Below are 16,672 nucleotides of genomic sequence, written 5' to 3'. Positions count from 1 at the left end.
GGAAAGCGCCTATTCCAGGCGCTTGCCGGCGGCGCGCCCGTCCGACGCCGCATCGGAAAACTGCGCGAGCACCGCATTCAGGCTCGCGAGCGTATAAGGCTTCGCCAACACCGTGCCGATGCTGTCGGCGCCCGCTTCGATCGCCTCGCCATAGCCTGTCGCATAGATGACGCGCAGGCCGGGCTGCTCTGCCTTGAGCCTTCGCGACAGCGCGACGCCGTCCATGCCGGGCAACCCGACATCGGTGAAGAGAATGTCGAAGTCGTCCTTGGCGAACGACGCGAGCGCTTCCTCCGCGCTGGCGGCCGCCGTCACCCGATGCCCCAGCGCCCGAATGAGTTCGACCGCCATCTCGCGCAACTCGGGGTGATCCTCGACGACGAGCACGCCCGAGCGCTGCGGCAACGGCGCGGCCGCAGCCACCGTCTCCTTTGCCGGCTGCGAACGCGCGAGCGCGACCTGCTTCCGGTTCGACAGCATGTGCCGGATCTTGCGCGCAAGCTGTTCGCGCCGATAAGGCTTCGTCAGCAGTTGCACGCCGGCGTCGAGCCGTCCGCCGTGCACGATCGCGTTTTGCGTGTACCCGGAGGTGAACAGCACTTCGATGTTCGGCAAGAGCGCCTTCGCGCCTCTCGCGAGCTCGGGACTGCGCAGCTTGCCCGGCATCACGACATCGGTGAACAACAGGTCGATGGCCAAGCCGCTCTGCAAGATGCCAAGCGCGCTCTCGGCGTTGTCGGCCTTGAGCACCTGATACCCGAGCTCGCGCAGCATCTCGACGACGGTGGTCTGCACGGCCCGATCGTCCTCCACGACGAGAATCGTCTCCGTGCCGCCGACGACCGGCGCCGCCGCGAGCGACGTGGTCTGCACCACCGCTTCATGCGAGCGCGGAAGATAGATTTTGATCGTGGTGCCGTGCCCTATCTCGCTGTAGATCTTGAAGTGCCCGCCGCTTTGCTTGACGAAACCATACGCCATCGAGAGGCCGAGCCCGGTGCCGACGCCTTCCGGCTTCGTCGTGAAGAACGGATCGCATGCGCGTTCCATCACTTCGCGCGTCATGCCGGTGCCGGTATCGGAGATGGCGAGCATCACGTACTGGCCCGGTTCGAGATCGGCGTCCGATGCGACGTAGTCGTCGTCCAGCATCGAATTGCTCAGTTCGATGGTGAGCTTGCCGCCGTCGGGCATGGCGTCGCGGGCGTTGATCGCGAGATTCAGCACGACGTTTTCGAGCTGATGCGGGTCGACCTGCACGTTCCATAGCCCGCCCGCCAGGACCGTCTCCATGACGACCGACTCGCCCAGCGCGCGCCGGAGCATGTCGTCCATGCCCGCGACCACGGGCGCGAGGTTCGTGACGACCGGCTGCAACGGCTGACGCCGCGCGAACGCCAGCAGTTGCGAAGACAGTTTCGCGCCGCGCTCCACGGCGCTCGCCGCGGTGTCCACGCGCTTGATCGCCGTCTCGTTGCCGGCAACGGAAGCGGACAGCAGTTGCAGATTGCCGCCGATCACTTGCAGGATGTTGTTGAAGTCATGCGCGATGCCGCCGGTGAGCTTGCCGATCGCCTCCAGCTTCTGCGAACGCTGCAATGCGGCTTGCGTCTGTTCGAGTTCTCGCGTGCGCTCTTCGACCAGCACTTCGAGGCTCGTCTGATATCGCTCGACTTCGTCCTGCGCGAGCTTTTGCACCGTGACGTCCTGGCCCTGAACGAAGATACCGACCACTTCGCCGTCGTTGCCTGCAATGGGCTGATACACGAAGTCGAGAAAGCGCGTTTCGAGCGGCGCGCCGTCGCGCGGGCGGATCATGACCGGCACGGCCTTGCCGACGTAAGGCTCGCCCGTGTCGAAGACGCCCGACAGCACTTCGATGAAGCCTTGTTCGACCACTTCGGGCAACGCATCCCGCACGCGCTTTCCGACGAGATCGCGATCGCCCGTCAGGCTGCGATACGCCGCGTTCGCCAGTTCGAATATGTGCTCGCGCGTGCGCAACACGCAGACGAAACCCGGCGCCTGCTCGAAAAGCCGCAGAAGGCGCGCGTTATCGACGTGCAGTTCCTTCGCCAGTTCCAGCGCCCGGCTCGTGCTTTCCAGTGCCTCGGTGCGCTCGACGATGACCTGTTCCAGTTCGCCTTGCTTGCGCCTGAGCGCCTCTTGCGCCGCGACCTGATCGGTGACGTCGTTGCCCTGCGAGAAGATACCGACGACCACGCCCGCGTCATCAACGATAGGCTGGTACACGAAGTCGATGAAGCGCACTTCGCTCTCGCCGCCCGCGAGGGGGTCGACACGCAACGGCACAGCGCGGCCGACGTACGGGCAGCCTGTTTGATACACCTCGTCGAGCAACTCGAAGAAACCTTGCCCCGCGAGCTCGGGCAACGCCTCTCTTACAGGCTTGCCGATGATCGGCCTGAATCCCGCGAGCCGATGGTGTGCGCCGTTCTGGAGTTGATACACATGGTTCGGACCCCGAAAGAAACACACGAAGCCCGGCGCCTGCTCGAAGAGCCGCAACAACTCTTGATATTCGCGCGTGCGCGCATCGAGCGCCAGGGCTTTCTGACGCTCGGCGATCTGCCTCGCTTCGTGCTGCACGGTAATGTCGCGCGTGATCTTGGCGTAGCCGACATGGTCCCCTGAATCATCAAACAGAGAATCGAGCACCACGTGCGCCCAGAAACGGGAACCGTCCTTGCGCACGCGCCAGCCTTCCGATTCGAACTTGCCTTCGCGAACCGCCGTGTCGAGCGCGCGCGAAGGTAAGCCGGTCGCGCGGTCCTCTTCGGTGTAGAACCGTGAGAAGTGCTGACCAATGATTTCCTCGGGTGCATAGCCTTTGATGCGCTCCGCACCGACGTTCCAGCTCGTGACCAGACCGGTCGGAGAAAGAAGATAGATCGCGTAGTCCCTGACCCCCGCGATCATGCGCTCGAAGTGTCCGCTGCCCGAACCGGCAGAACCGACGAGACCTTGATCCTTAACATCCATTTGGCGATACCCTGGCACTTCGGCGTTTTTCGAGTGCTGCATTTTACTGCGCCTGGGGAGCGATCGCGCATGGCTGACGGCGTTGCGCGAGACGATGGCGTTCTCGCATTGCGGGTCGAGTAGTTCTTACGTCGCCGATGGAGCAAAGGGGACGGTTTTGCCACTCGCGTGCGTGATCACCGCTGAAAAGCGCGGCTCTCAGCAAGGATCATCGCATTCGGTCACACTGGCGCATCGATCAATCCACCAGCAAGGCTGCAATGAACAGACAAGCCCTCATCATCGGCGCCACCGGCGTCATCGGACGCAATCTGGCCGAACACCTTCAAACGCGTGGCGACTGGTCCATCACCGGCGTGTCGCGCGGCCGCACGCCTGCGCCCGCCGGCGTCGAATCGATCGTCGCGGATCTCACGTCGGCTTCGTCGGTCGCGCAGGCATTGAGCGGACGCGACTTCACTCACGTCTTCTTTACCGCATGGTCGCGGCAAGCAACCGAAGCCGAAAACATCCGCGTCAACGGCTCAATGGTCGCCAATGTCCTCGCGGCATTGGGGCCGTCGGGCGCGCTCGAACATGCGGCGCTCGTCACGGGCCTCAAGCACTATCTCGGGCCTTTCGAGGCCTACGCCAAAGGCGAGATTCCGGCCACGCCGTTCCTCGAGGAACAAGGCCGGCAGCCCGTCGACAACTTCTACTACGAGCAGGAAGACCGCTTGTTCGATGCAGCGCGCCAGTTCGGCTTCGGATGGAGCGTGCATCGGCCGCATAGCATCATCGGGTTCGCCATCGGCAACGCAATGAACATGGGCGTCACGCTCGCCGTCTATGCCAACTTGTGCAAGGCGACCGGCGAACCGTTCGTGTTTCCCGGTTCTGCCGCGCAATGGAACGGCCTGACCGACATGACGGACGCGCGTCTTCTCGCGCGCCATCTGGAATGGGCCGCGACGTGGCCTGAAGCGCGCAACGAAGACTTCAACGTCGTGAATGGCGACGTGTTCCGCTGGAAGTGGATGTGGGAACGCATCGCCAATTACTTCGGTATCGAACCCGCGCCTTTCGACGGCGAAACGAGACCGCTGGAAGGCCGCATGCAGCATGCCGGCAAGACGTGGGCCGAGATTGCGGCACGGCACTCACTGGCAGAGCCGAACGTAGACAAACTCGTCTCCTGGTGGCATACGGATGCGGACCTCGGACGTCCGATGGAAGTCCTCACGGACATGACGAAGAGCCGCAAGGCCGGCTTCCTCGATTATCAGAGCACGCCGGATGCGTTCTTCGCGCTGTTCGACCGTCTGAAGCGCGAGCGCATCATCCCCGAGTGAGTTCGTCACGCTGGCTTCTCAGCGACGCCTTCTTAGTCGATCACATCGCGCATGGTGCGCGTTTTCTTCCGAGGAAAGCACATGGCCAAGCATTCAATCGCGGACTATCTGGCAAAGACACTCGCCGCAGCAGGCGTCGAGCGCATCTGGGGCGTGACGGGCGATAGCCTCAACGGTCTTGCGCACAGCCTCGACGAGTTGGGCAGTATCCGCTGGATGCATACGCGGCATGAGGAAGCGGCTGCGTTCGCGGCAGGCGCGGATGCCGCGACCACGGGTCGGCTTGCCGTGTGCGCGGGCAGTTGCGGACCCGGCAATCTGCATCTCATCAACGGGCTTTACGACTGTCATCGCAATCGTCAGCCGGTGCTTGCCATCGCGGCGCATATTCCGTCGACAGAGATCGGGCTCGGGTACTTTCAGGAAACGCACCCGCAGACCTACTTCAGCGAATGCAGTCACTTCGTCGAGCTGGTATCGAACGCTTCGCAGTTTCCGCGCGTGCTGGAGCGCGCCATGCGTACCGCGCTGGAAGAGCGCGGGGTCGCAGTGATAGTGCTGCCGGGCGATGTCGCCTTGTCCGAGGGCCCCGACGCGCCCGCGCATTGGACACCGACCGCGCCGCATACCATCGTGCCCGCCGACTCAGAACTCGACAAACTCGCGCACATGTTGAACGGCTGCGATGCGGTGACCATCATGTGCGGCAGCGGCGTTGCGGGCGCGCATGACGAGGTGGTCGCGCTCGCGGATACGCTCGGCGCGCCGATTGTTCACGCGTTGCGCGGCAAACCGTTCATCGAATACGACAATCCTTTCGATGTCGGCATGACAGGTCTCATCGGCTTCAGCTCGGGCTATCACGCGATGATGTCGTGCGACACGCTGCTGCTGCTCGGCTGTGACTTCCCCTATCGTCCGTTTTATCCGCCGAACGCGCAGGTCGTGCAGGTCGACAACCGCGGTTCGCAACTGGGCCGGCGCGCGCCGCTCGCGCTTGGCCTCATCGGCACGGTGAAGGAAACCGTCACGGCGCTCATGCCGCGGCTGCAACGCAAGACGGAGCGGCGCTTTCTGGAAAACGCGCTGAAACACTATGCCGATGCGCGCAAGGAGCTCGACCATCTCGCCACGCCGTCCGCGCCTGATCGCCCCATCCATCCGCAATATTTGACCAAGCTCGTCGACGAGGCCGCAACGGACGACGCCATCTTCACCGTCGATGTCGGCACGCCCACGCTATGGGCCGCGCGATATCTGTCGATGAACGGCAAGCGTCAGTTGCACGGATCGTTCAATCACGGCTCGATGGCGAACGCCATGCCGCAGGCGCTCGGCGCGCAGGCGGCGAATCCGGGGCGGCAGGTGGTGTCGCTCTCAGGGGACGGCGGCCTGTCCATGCTGCTCGGCGATCTGCTCACGGCCGTGCAGCATGAGTTGCCGATCAAGGTCATCGTCTACAACAACAGCCTGCTCGGTTTCGTCTCGATGGAGTTGAAGGCTGCGGGGTATCTCGACACCAACGTCGATCTATCCAAGACGGACTTCTCACAGATCGCGAAGGGCGCGGGCATCTGGTCGGTGCGCGTGGAGCAATCGGAACAACTGGAAGGCGCGCTCAACGATGCGTTCGCGCATCCGGGTCCCGCAGTCGTGGACGTGGTGACCGCCAAGCACGAACTCGCGATTCCGCCGTCCATCAACTTCGCGCAGATGAAAGGCTTCAGCCTGTACATGTTGCGCGCGGTGTTCAGCGGTCGCGGTGACGAACTGATCGAACTAGCGCGGACTAATCTGCGCTGAAACGCCGAGGGATGCATCGCAACGCGGCGAGCGGTTCGCCGCGTTGCGATCGTCTCCGACTACGGCGCATCCGTGCCGAGTTCAATGCGCGCCTCGTTGATCGAGACGGCCATGCCCTTCGGCGAGTTCGCCCCGCTTACACGCACGAATGAAAGCACCACATCGCTCACATTGGAAATGCCGAGACGCGCGAGCACGTCAGTGACGTCATAGTCGATCTCGCTCATTCCGTGGTGCGCAGCAGTGGCAACCTGAAACGCGCCTAAGGTGCCGATGAAGTGCTGCGACTTCACCGCGTCGACGTCGCCGCTCGCAGGAAGATTCAGATAGACGTTATAGAAGAAGCCGCCTTTTCGGGCCGCCGCGGGCATCTTGACCCCATCGAGCACGACCTTCACGTATTGGAACCCGCTAGTTGCCTGCGGCGCGGCCTGCGCTGCATCCGAGGATTGACTCAGTCCGACAGCCGGCGAATTCGCCAGCACATCCTTCAATGCGGTGGCGTTTGCGGCCTGAAGCGGGATGCTGGCGCTGATAGAGAACTCGTTCAATTCGACGCCTTTCACGCCTCCCAGGGAACGGCGAGTCGATGACACTGTGCGCCCGGGACTCGCCGTGAATGCGCCGGTCTTCGGCCGCGCCTGAATGGCGCCGATCTGTGCTTGCACGCGAATAATCCTCCCTTGCTGCGCCTGGGGCGGCAGCACAGCGGGCATGGTGTCGTTGGCGTAGTCATAACTCATCCCCGTGGTGGTGCGCGTTTTCGACTTCGAGATCGTCAGGCCTCGCGCATACGTGAAGCTGCCGTTCCAGTAGCTGCTCGTGGCCGACGGCACGCGGCTCGTCGAGCGCATCGACCATGCGTTCCAGAGACGGTCGATATTGCAGTGATGCAGGTAGAAGATCGGATCGATGGGCGCCGTGGCGATATCGGCCATGTTGTTGCCGATGATGTCATGAACCGGATTGTGCGGCGCGTTCTCGAGCTTGGGCTCGAATGCGTTGTTGGTGCCGCGCTGGAAGTTGTACACGCCCGACCCGAAAGGACCGAGATCGAGCGCCTGATAGACATTGGTATTGATTCGCGAGACGTAGAGCGGGTTGCCACGCGCGGTATCCGTGAACTCGGATGGAATGACCGGGTACGAGTAATAGTCCCAGTACGGCAACGTGAACGTTGCATCGCCGGATACGGTGCGCAACTGTTGCTCGAAGTAGTAAAGGTAGCCGCGATGCCAGGTCAGAAAGTAGGCCGCGCTGTGCGGGCAATAGTTGTTGTGAACATCGACCCAATACTGCCACGATGCGGGGCTCGTTCTATCGGTGGTGGCTTTCATCGTGCGCACAGCGTTCAAATACGACGCGTAGTGCGGCGTGGTTTTGAACACCTGCCATTCGAGCCTGATGAATGGAACAGTGGCGGCAATGCCCCACCGAGGAAGCGATGCAACAGCGAGTGCGGACGCCGTTCCTTTCAGAAACGCGCGTCGCTTAGTGGAATTGGAGACCATACACCCCCCAGGGAGCGCATAAAGAGGACCTGCAAAGCGGCCCGAAGCGGGTGCGTTGCAGCAGAACGGACGGCCGGTTTCTACGCTGCCCCGGCGCTTAGAGTATGGACCACTAGAAGCAACGTTCAATGCGTTATTTGCATTCCGAACTATGAAGTGTGCGGTAGGCCACAGAACCGCCTACGCATGTGTGCACGCGCTCCACGATTGAAGCGCACGGCGCTCGAACGCGATCGTTCGAAGCTGCGCCCGCCTTTGCTTGTAGCATTTAAGTAGCTTGCGCGGTTTCGCCTCATGACGAGAACGGCCGGCTGACTTTGCGCAAGCACTGAGGCTGCGGCCCGCCTCGGGGCTCTAATTTCTTAGGACGCATTTCGTTGTACGAACGATGTGCCGTCGCCTCGCTCGTCGATGCGCCGATGGTTCGGACGCTCACTCCGACGCGCTGCCTGTCGCGGTCTCGAACATATGAATCCGGAGCAGCGCCGTGGTATCGACGGACCGGTTGCTGAACTCCGCCCCGACAAGCACGGCGCCCGCCGCTTGCCGCAGATTGCGCACGATGCAGTTGAACACTACCGCATGAACCTTGCCGTCTGCGCGCAGGCGCAACGCGAGTTTGAAGTGCTCGCCGACATTGACGAGCGCGTCCGCCAGACGCAAGGCCACACCGCCAAGGCTGACGTTGACCACTGCGACGTCGAAGCCCGCCGCGACACAATCGTTTCTGATGAGACGGCCTGCCAGTTCGGTCGAGACTCGAACGTCTTTGCGCACGACATGCGTCTGCACGGCCTGCGGATACGCGAGATAGACGACTTTCACAGGCGACTCACTCCGTCCGATCACCGTGCTTGCGAAGCGGTAGATCTTTCGCCCGAGAAGCCCCTTGCATTCGACGGACACGCCCGCGTCTAACAACTCGTGCATGCTCCCTGCGGTGACGACCAGCGCGCTGCCCGCCACGGAACCGACGAATTCGGCTTGCACCGGCGGGTGATCGCAGCCGACCAACGTCAGCTGCATGCTTTCCAGCGTTTTCGGCAAGGTGCCGGTGACGGCGGCCACACGATCGACCTTGGGACGGTGGATAGGCGCATCATGCTTCGCGGTCGATATCAACAGTTCGCCCGGCATGACGCCTTCCCCATGCGGCCGCTCGGTCGGCGCGTCTTCGTCGCGGAACCCGCCCGCTGCGAGAATCCGGTCGCGCTGGCCTTCCGATCTCACGCAGTAACCTCTCGTCAGGAGAAGTTTGCCGCTTGCTGAGTAGACGGCGAACGGAAGGGGCGTGCCGACTTGCAGTTCCTGTGCGCTTAGTTTGACCAATACCATGTTCGTATCTCGATGTGGCAGATGCCATCCCTCTACGCGGGGATGATTCGTATCTCCACGCGTACGTTAGCGCGCGGGCCACAGCGCTTAAGTACGGTAACGCGCATTCATCAGACTATATGCAGCACGACATGCCGCTTCGCTGTGACAGACAAAACAATCCTTTGTCCCGGCGCTCGGTCGGCTCCAGAGCAAACGTTCAACTTTCCGGGAAAACAGCCGATATCAACCCTGTCGGCAAAAATTTCACGTTGAACGCAAGGGCGAGACAAATGCAGAGAATGAGTTTGAAGGCAACACTGTGGAGCACCGTGGGATTCGTGTGGCTGAGTTTGATCGTGCTCTCGCTGTTGAGCGCGACCATGACGCGCACGTTGATGATGCAGGACCGGCAGCAGTCGCTGGCCGAGCAGGTCCAGTCCGCGGTAAGCGTGGTGAACTTCTACGTGCAGCAAGCGCAAAGCGGCGCGATGCCAGTTGACGAGGCCAAGCGCGCGGCCATCGCGCATCTGCGGCCGGTGCGCTATGGGCAAAGCGGCTATCTGCTCGTCGTCGACTCGACGATGCTGCAATTGCTCAACCCGATTCGTCCCGAGACCGAGAACAAGATCAACGATCTGGTCGACAAGACGGGGAAGCACTTTACGGCGGCGATCGTCAAGCACGGGCTCGACGGCACGCACGTGACCGATTATCTCTATCCGAAGCCGGGACAAACGGAGGCGCTGCCGAAGATCGCTTACGGCGAGTATGTTCGCGCGTGGGACTGGCACGTCTATACCGGCGCTTACGTCGACGACATCAATCGTGAATTCGGCCGGCGTCTCATCGCGATGCTTGCGATCGTCTGCATGGTCGGTCTTGCGTTGACCGTGGCGATGGGCTGGATCATCCGCAATGTACTGCGCAAGCTCGGCGGCGATCCTAAGGACGTCGCCGACGCATGCAAACGCATCGCTGCGGGCGATCTTACGCAGGCTGTGCCTGTCGCGGCGGGCGACGATGCGAGTCTGATGGCATCGGTGCGGGCCATGCAGGACCGGCTGCTGCAAACGATGGGTGCTGTGACTTCGTCTGCCAACGCCATTGCGGGCGCGACGAAGGAAATCGCGGCCGGCAACACGGATCTTTCGTCGCGCACGGAGGAACAGGCGGCGTCGCTACAGGAGACTGCGGCGAGCATGGAAGAACTGACCTCGACGGTCAAGCAGAACGCCGACAACGCGCGTCAGGCCAGCGATCTCGCCGAGAACGCGAGCGCCGTCGCCAACGAAGGCACGGCGATCGTCGGACAGGTCGTGGAAACGATGGCGGGCATCGAAGAAAGCTCGGGGAAGATCGCGGAGATCATCGGCATGATCGAAGGCATCGCGTTCCAGACGAACATTCTCGCGCTCAATGCCGCAGTCGAAGCGGCGCGCGCAGGCGAACAAGGCCGTGGCTTCGCGGTGGTGGCAGGCGAAGTGCGCAGCCTCGCGCAGCGTTCGTCGAGCGCGGCGAGGGAAATCAAGGCGCTGATCGAGACGTCGGGCAGCCGCGTCGGGGCGGGCACGGAGCTCGTCGCGAAAGCAGGGGAAACCATGCGCAGCGTGCAGTCCGCGATTCAGCGCGTGACGGACATCATGGGCGAGATCGCGTCCGCATCGCACGAGCAGAGCCGCGGCATCGAGCAGGTTAATCAGGCCATCTCGCAGATGGACGAAGTCACGCAGCAGAACGCCGCGCTCGTCGAAGAAGCGGCTGCAGCGGCCGGCTCGCTCGAAGACCAGGCCGAAGCGCTTCGCAAAGCCGTCGGCGTCTTCCGTACGAGCCCGAGCGCAGCCGTGGTCCACGCCCTCGCGGCGAAGCCTCTGCCGGGAGAAAGCCGCCCGCGCCCGGCAACGGCTGCGACAGTGCAACGCCCTGCCGCGCAGGCATTGCCGCGAACGAAGCCGACGCCGACGGCAAAGCGCGTCGAACCCACGGTGCCTAAGTCCATGGCGACTTCGACGGATAGCGGCGACTGGGAGACCTTCTAACGTTCTCGTTAGTCATCCTATTGAGCTGGACGGATCACGCACTTGTGATCCGGACCCGATACCACGCGCGCCTGCGTCGTTGAGCCACGACGGAGAGTTGGCTTGCCGCTTGCTACCACTCTGACGTGTCTAATTGACCGAATCGGAGGATACGATGACGACGCATGCCGGACGATCGCAGGAAGACCGCATTCAGGCAGAAACAGGGGAAAAACTGCCCGCACAGGAGCAGGCAGGCGGAAAGATGGCCGTGGAAGGCACCGAAGCGGGCAAGGACTCGAGCAGCGGCAAGCTCTCGGAGGCAGGAAAGGACGTCTGGCGTCAGGGCAGCACGATCGACCAGGAAGGGCCTTTGCCGCCGGACGAAAAGTCCGGCGCTTGAGACGCAAACTCAGTGCAAGACCGACACGGGGGAACCGATGTACATCGTCTGTCACATGATGTCTTCACTGGATGGCCGAAGCCTGACGGACGGCTGGCATCTCGACTTCGCCAGCCCTTGTTATGAGGAGACGGCCGCCAGCTTCAACGCGAATGCCTGGGTCTGCGGCCGCGTCACGATGCAGGAGATATCGCACGCAAAAGACCGGGAGTATCCACGCGGTCTCGCCAAGAGCGCGTTGCCACGCACCGATCATTTCGCCAAGCGCGACGCGAGCCAATACGCCGTGTCGATCGACCCCAAGGGCCGCGTCGGCTGGAAAACCAACACCGCGCTCGACTCGCATATCGTCGAAGTTCTGGCGGAGAGCGTGGAAGACGACTATCTCGCGTACCTTCAGTCGATCGGCGCGTCGTTTCTTTTCGGCGGCAAGGACGACATCGATCTTCACCGCGTCGTCGAGACGCTCGGCCGCGAACTGAAGATCGAGAAGCTGATCGTCGAGGGAGGCGGTCACGTGTCCGGGGCATTCGTCAACGCGCAACTGGCAGATGAAGTCAGCGTGTTACTGATGCCGCTCGTCGATGGACGTGAAGCGCATCCATCGTCTTTCGAAGTGGCAATGGATAAGTGGCAGAAGCCGGCTTATCTGAAGCTGGAGTCAGTCGAGAAGCTGGACAACGATGTCGTTTGGGTCCGGTACAAGCGCAAGGCTTGAGACTCGCTTATCGCGCGATAAGTGCCTTTCAAGAGGCGCGCTCCGACGCGCGCCGCTTGACTTCTTCCAACGGCGCTTCCGCAAGCCAGTGGCAATAGCCGCCGATTTTGCGGATATCGATATCTTCCAGCGCCATATGCGCGTACTCGCCGTTGCGAAAACGATGCTTCGACCAATACGTGTCCGTATGCCATGCATGGATGTGCAAGACGTCGTTGCCTAGCGCGCGATCCGCAAAGGAGAAGTGGTCCAGCAATCCGAGGGAACAGGCTTGCGGATAAGTTAATCGCAACGCAAGCTCGCCCGCATACATGGTCAGGACCTGCTTGCACCAGCCGGGCCACGCGCCTTCGAAATCGCGGAATTCTTCATCGAGCAGCCGGTTGCACGCTTCGCTCTGCGCGGCCAGATAGTTTCGCAGCCATTCTGAAGGCCCGAGCAGCGAAGCCCCGACGTTGTGAAGTCCGGTGTGCGGATAACCCCAACGTGCGGAGATTTCCGAAAGGCGTGCGCGAACCGAAGCATCGTAGGCATACGCGCCGAATCCTGCGCAAAGACCGGACGGGCGAAAGTCTTTCAGCGCCGGCGTAACGAACGTATCGCAGTCCGTCTTCAGAATGTAGTCAAAGCGGGCGCATGCCTCGCTCACCGCAGAGTCCGCGAGATTAGCGACGGAGTTGATGTAGCCGTATCCGTGCCACTGCGGATTGCGCTGCGCATAAGGTACGCTAGGTATGACTTCGATGCGAGCGTCCTCGGGCAACCGGTCTGCAAGCGCCGGGTGAGACACCGCAACGATTCCCCCAATTTCGAGTACGCCCGAATAGACGAGGCTCTTATAAAGCCAGCCGAATTCCTCGAGCATCTGCTCGCTGTTGTCGATATAGACGAGTATTCCAAGTTGCATCATGTTCTTCTCTCGGGCTTGCCGCGCCGTCACCGAAGCGGAGAGTCGAGAAAGCGGAGCGGCGACAGCAGCACGCAATGCTTTAGAAAAACGTTGAATTGCTGCCGCCGTAGCGCATAAAAGCACAACTATGCCGGCTTTTATAGCGCAAGAACGTTCACGGCAACGTCGACATGATGCGATCCGCCGCCGAGTATCATGCCGCGCAACAAGGACACGTCGCTGTAATCGCGGCCCGTCGCAAGCGTCACGTGATCGAGATCGGCGAGCACGTCGTTGGTCGGATCGAGGTCGATCCACCCGCTTTGCGGGCAATGCACCGACACCCACGCGTGCGACGCATCGGCGCCGATCAGTCTCGGTTGACCGGGCGGCGGGTCGTTGCGCAGATAGCCGCTCACATAACGCGCCGGCAAGCCTAACGTGCGCAGACAGCCGATCATCACTTGCGCGAAATCCTGACAGACGCCGTGGCGCAATTCGAAAGCGCGCGTGGCGGGCGTATCGAATGCGGTGGATGAAGGCCGGTATGTGAAGTCGGCATGAATGCGGTGCATGAGATCGATTGCGCCCGCGATCAGCGCCGTGCCCCGCTTGAAGCTCGGAAACGCGTATCTACGCAACGCCTGAGTCAACTCGATGTTGGGCGACGCGTAACAGTATTCCGATTCACGGACGAACGCCGCGCCGGCTCTATAGCGCAGCCGTTGCGCGACATCTTCCCAGGGCGGCGTCGCGTGCGGATCCAGCTTCGTCCAGCGTGGGCTGAGACGCACCGTGGTTTCGCTCGTCATCGAAAGACGCTCATGCGGCGCGTCCAGCGAGAAATAGAGCAAATCATTGCCGAATGCATCGACGCGGCTATGCACGTATGACGGCGCCGGTTCGATGCGTTCCGTATGAGCGATGACCTGCTGCCACGGAGTATGCAGGGGACGAATGGTGGCAAGGTGCTGCGCAATCTCGACCGGCGTGGAATAGCGATACGTCGTGCGATGCGTGACTGCGAGCGTCGTCGAGCTTGTCGCCTTTCCGGTCGTTGCGATCATTAGGACACCTGCGCAGCGATGGAATTCGCGTGACTGAAATAATGGGCGCTGACTTCATTCGATGCCGCGCTCACCGACGCAAGCAGCCGATCGCACAACAGGACGAGCGCGCCGAACCGCCCGTTCTCGTCTGCCTCGCACAAGGCATCGAGGGGTGGCAAGGTATCGATATCGAGCGAAATGCCCGTGAAATGCGCGCGACGGGCTGCGCCCGCGGTCTTCACCATCTCATCCAGCTTCGCGCGCAAGCGGGCCAGCACGCCATACAGTCCGCGCGGATTCGTCGGGTCCACGACGATCAGGTCGATCAACGCGGCCGCTTCGAGCCGTCCCGGATAAAGTGAGCGATAGGTGAGCGTGGTGTCGAAGAGTTGCAGGAGCAGATCGAAGCCAGCTGGGTGCGTCAACGTGCCTTGCGCCGCGAACACGCGCAGAAACGTCGCCATCGTCGACACGCGCTCGATCATCCTGCCGATGAAAATCATGCGCCACGCTTCATCGCGTGTCATGCGATCGCCTTGCGCGCCGCTAATCGCGAGCAGTTGAGTCGCGAGATGTTCCAGCGCGCCGCTCAGCATTACGCGGTCATAGTCTCGCGGCATGTCGGGCGTGATGAGGCCGATGCGCGCCAGTGCATCGCGAAAGTCATTGCGCGCCGCGAGAATCGTGCGCCAGTGATCGGTGGAAAGCCGGTCGCGAATCTCGCCGCATGCATGCGCCTGATTCGCGAGATTGCCGCCGACGCTCGTGGCCGATGCCGCTTCCGCCAGTCCAGCGACGAGCACGCGCTCGAATGCGTGTGGCGAGCTTCGCGCAAGCGTATCGATGGACGGAATGAGGCCGCATTGCGCGGCCAGTTCGACGAGCGTGGGGAACATCTCATCGGCATCACTGACTTCGAGCGTGCCGAGCAACAGACGGCAAAGACGCACGTTGTTCTCGGCGCGTTCGCCATAACGTCCGGCCCAGAACAGATTCTCGGCCGCGCGGCTCGACACCACGCGATGCTTGCGCAACTCACCGGGCGGCACGGGCGATGGACGCAGCGGCACCGCAGGACCCGGATGGCTGCACATCACCCATGTATCCACGCTGCTGCCGCCGAATTGCATAGATACTGTGGCTCGCTTGTCCGCTGCGAGGCGCGTGAAGCCGCCGGGCATCACGCTAAAGCTTCCGTCGGGACGCGCTATCGCATAGGCGCGCAGGACACACGAGCGCGAGCCGAGCGCGCCATCGTGGAAGCGCGGCGCGCTGGAAAACGGCAGATCCTCCTGCACGGTGAACATGTCGGGCGCGCGCTCGATGCGCTCACGCCATCCAGCAAGCGCCTGCGATCCTGCTTCGATGCCAGGTGCGCCATCCTCGTGCGAGCCGCCCCAGGTGGGCACCACGAAAGCGCGATCGAGCTTTTCGAAGGCTTCTTGTCGCGCGGCGTCTTCGCCGCACCACCACGTCGGCACGGTCGGCAGATGCAAATCCTCGTTCAGCAGCGCACGCGCAATGCCTGGCAGAAACGCATGAAGAGCAGGCGATTCCGTGAAGCCCGCGCCGGGCACATTAGAGACCGCTACGTTGCCCGCGCGCATGACCTGCAACAGTCCCGGAACCCCGATGGTCGAATCCGCGCGCAACTCGACAGGATCGCAGAACGCATCATCCAGACGCCTCAGCACGGCATGCACGCGGGAGAGGCCCGCCAGCGTTTTCAGGTACAGCTTGTCGTGGCGTACTGTCAGGTCCTTGCCTTCCACGAGCGTCACACCCAGATAACGCGCAAGAAAGATGTGCTCGAAGTACGTTTCGCTGAACGGCCCCGGACTCAACAGCGCAATGTGAGGCGCGTCGCCACGGGCGCTTTCGTCATCGCGCATGATGGCTCGGGCAGCCTGTGCCAGCGTCGCGACAAGTTGCGAATAAGTCGATGCAAGCCCGTTGATGCGCAGCGTCCGAAAGGCATCGCTGAAAAGACTCGCCACGATCATGCGGTTCTCGAGCGCGTAGCCCAATCCCGACGGCGCCTCCGTGCGATGCGCGATGACGGTCCATTCGCCCGAGGGCGCACGCGCGAGATCGATCGCGACGATCTGCAAATAGCCCCCGTTTGCAGGCACAAAACCTCTCACGGGGCGCAGATAACCCGGATGCCCAAAGACGAGCGCAGCAGGCAAGAGTCCTCGTTGCAGAAGCGTTTGCGCACCGTACACGTCGGCAACGATGGCCTCCATCAGGCGGGCGCGCTGCGCAACGCCCCGTTCGATGACCGCCCATTCGCGCTCGTCGATCAATAGCGGCAAGAGATCGAGCGACCATGCGCGCGGCTCGCCGTTATCGGCATAGACGTTGTAGGTGATGTCGTTATCGCGCACCTGCCGCGCGACGGCTGCCACGCCGTCGTCGAGACGCGCGATGCCCTGCTCGCCGAGCAATTCGAAGAACCGGCGCCACGGCTCGCGCATGTGCCCCGACGCGTCGCGCAATTCGTCCCAATGCCCTTCCCGCACAGGCAACGCGCGCAGGCGCGCCAAAGCGTCGGTGCGCGCGGCCGTGGTATCGAAAGGCAATGTCGATTGAAACGCCAAGATGGCCTCACTTGTCATGCCTGCGCGTTTTCA

The 16,672-nt window shown here is 62.3% G+C and carries 11 protein-coding genes; 5 read left to right on the top strand and 6 right to left on the bottom strand.

What is annotated here, in order from left to right:
* Positions 1–9 precede the first annotated feature (9 nt).
* Positions 10–3,003, bottom strand: a complete 2,994-nt coding sequence (locus tag JYK05_RS24280; protein WP_241270134.1) for a response regulator — start codon at positions 3,001–3,003, stop codon at positions 10–12.
* Between the two features lie 260 nt (positions 3,004–3,263).
* Between JYK05_RS24280 and JYK05_RS24275 the strand changes: the two genes are divergently transcribed.
* Both JYK05_RS24275 and poxB read left to right on the top strand, forming a co-directional pair.
* Complete coding sequence (locus JYK05_RS24275; RefSeq protein ID WP_206470823.1) at positions 3,264–4,334, top strand: SDR family oxidoreductase; 1,071 nt, start codon at positions 3,264–3,266, stop codon at positions 4,332–4,334.
* A gap of 81 nt (positions 4,335–4,415) precedes the next feature.
* The gene (gene poxB / locus JYK05_RS24270; protein ID WP_175945461.1) at positions 4,416–6,137 is read left to right on the top strand and encodes a ubiquinone-dependent pyruvate dehydrogenase; all 1,722 of its coding nucleotides are present in this window, start codon (positions 4,416–4,418) and stop codon (positions 6,135–6,137) included.
* 59 nt (positions 6,138–6,196) lie between these two features.
* On the opposite strand, the gene JYK05_RS24265 is transcribed toward poxB, so the two are convergent.
* Together JYK05_RS24265 and JYK05_RS24260 are read right to left on the bottom strand one after the other, a co-directional pair.
* A complete protein-coding gene (locus tag JYK05_RS24265) occupies positions 6,197–7,474 on the bottom strand; it encodes a tyrosinase family protein (RefSeq protein WP_175945463.1) in 1,278 nt (425 codons plus the stop codon).
* 606 nt (positions 7,475–8,080) lie between these two features.
* Positions 8,081–8,878, bottom strand: coding sequence for a PilZ domain-containing protein (locus tag JYK05_RS24260; RefSeq protein ID WP_175945464.1), 798 nt, complete (start codon positions 8,876–8,878; stop codon positions 8,081–8,083).
* Between the two features lie 386 nt (positions 8,879–9,264).
* Here JYK05_RS24260 and JYK05_RS26610 point away from each other — a divergent pair, with 386 nt between their 5' ends.
* The 3 genes from JYK05_RS26610 to JYK05_RS24245 all read left to right on the top strand — a co-directional run bounded on the left by JYK05_RS26610 (position 9,265) and on the right by JYK05_RS24245 (position 12,101).
* The gene (locus tag JYK05_RS26610) at positions 9,265–11,001 is read left to right on the top strand and encodes a methyl-accepting chemotaxis protein (RefSeq protein ID WP_305870782.1); all 1,737 of its coding nucleotides are present in this window, start codon (positions 9,265–9,267) and stop codon (positions 10,999–11,001) included.
* Between the two features lie 154 nt (positions 11,002–11,155).
* Positions 11,156–11,383 carry a hypothetical protein gene (locus tag JYK05_RS24250; protein WP_175945466.1) on the top strand — a complete coding sequence of 76 codons (228 nt, stop codon included), beginning with the start codon at positions 11,156–11,158 and terminating at the stop codon, positions 11,381–11,383.
* Between the two features lie 37 nt (positions 11,384–11,420).
* Positions 11,421–12,101 carry a dihydrofolate reductase family protein gene (locus tag JYK05_RS24245; protein ID WP_206470822.1) on the top strand — a complete coding sequence of 227 codons (681 nt, stop codon included), beginning with the start codon at positions 11,421–11,423 and terminating at the stop codon, positions 12,099–12,101.
* A 28-nt stretch (positions 12,102–12,129) separates the two neighbouring features.
* On the opposite strand, the gene JYK05_RS24240 is transcribed toward JYK05_RS24245, so the two are convergent.
* The 3 genes from JYK05_RS24240 to JYK05_RS24230 form a co-directional block, all read right to left on the bottom strand.
* On the bottom strand, positions 12,130–13,011 hold the full coding sequence (locus JYK05_RS24240) for a hypothetical protein (RefSeq protein WP_241270133.1): 882 nt from the start codon (positions 13,009–13,011) through the stop codon (positions 12,130–12,132).
* Between the two features lie 137 nt (positions 13,012–13,148).
* A complete protein-coding gene (locus tag JYK05_RS24235) occupies positions 13,149–14,057 on the bottom strand; it encodes a transglutaminase family protein (RefSeq protein ID WP_206470821.1) in 909 nt (302 codons plus the stop codon).
* Positions 14,057–16,639, bottom strand: a complete 2,583-nt coding sequence (locus tag JYK05_RS24230; protein ID WP_206470820.1) for a circularly permuted type 2 ATP-grasp protein — start codon at positions 16,637–16,639, stop codon at positions 14,057–14,059. The genes JYK05_RS24235 and JYK05_RS24230 overlap by 1 nt, the downstream gene beginning before the upstream one ends.
* Positions 16,640–16,672: the final 33 nt, after the last annotated feature.

Origin of the sequence: Caballeronia sp. M1242, from assembly GCF_017220215.1 — a bacterium.
In the GTDB taxonomy this organism is placed as follows: Bacteria; Pseudomonadota; Gammaproteobacteria; order Burkholderiales; family Burkholderiaceae; genus Caballeronia.
The sequence above is the reverse complement of the archived record's forward strand: the minus strand, read 5'-3'. Positions and strand labels throughout refer to the sequence as shown.